Source organism: Aquibium sp. ELW1220 (assembly GCF_030398385.1).
In the GTDB taxonomy this organism is placed as follows: Bacteria; Pseudomonadota; Alphaproteobacteria; order Rhizobiales; family Rhizobiaceae; genus Aquibium.
In genome coordinates, this window is the sequence record NZ_JAOAOQ010000126.1 from 1 (window position 1) to 692 (window position 692).

The following is a 692-nucleotide window of genomic DNA, read 5'->3' on the forward strand; positions in this document are numbered from 1 at the left end:
CACAGCACCGACCGGGTCGCCGATGTCGAGCGCCACCAGCCGCTGCGCCCGGACCATCTCGCCTATGTCATCTACACCTCAGGCTCCACCGGACGGCCAAAGGGTGTGGGCAATACACAAGCTGCATTACGCCAGCGCATCGACTGGATGGCCGAAGAGCTGCAGTTCAGCGCAAGTCACCGGGTGCTTCAGAAAACCCCCTTTGGCTTTGACGTCTCGGTGTGGGAATTCGTCCTGCCGCTGCTCTTCGGCGCGGAGTTGGTTTTGGCGGCTCCCGGCGGGCACAAGGACCCAGCCTATCTGATCTCGCTAATCGCTGCCCGGGGCATTACCACCCTGCACTTCGTTCCCTCCATGCTCGAGGCGTTCCTCGACGCCGACCCGGACCCGGTGGACCTGTCTCGCGTCCGGCATCTGGTGGTGAGCGGCGAGGCGCTGAGCCAGAGCACGAACCAGCGGGTCCCAGACAGCTTTGCCTGCCCGCTCTGGAACTTCTTCGGGCCGACCGAGGCGGCCATCGACGTGACCTCCTGGCGCGCCACTGCTTTACCTGCAGACGGCAGTCCTCCGATCGGCTCTCCGATCTGGAACACGCAGATCCACGTTCTCTCGGCGTCCTTGCAGCCTGTCCCTGTCGGGGTCTGGGGCGAGATGTACATTGCCGGAGCCGGTCTTGCTCGGGGCTATGTCGG

The 692-nt window shown here is 64.6% G+C and carries 1 protein-coding gene; it reads left to right on the plus strand.

What is annotated here, in order from left to right:
* The coding region (locus N1F91_RS31025) for an AMP-binding protein (RefSeq protein ID WP_289997771.1) at window positions 1-692 on the plus strand (692 nt) is incomplete at both ends.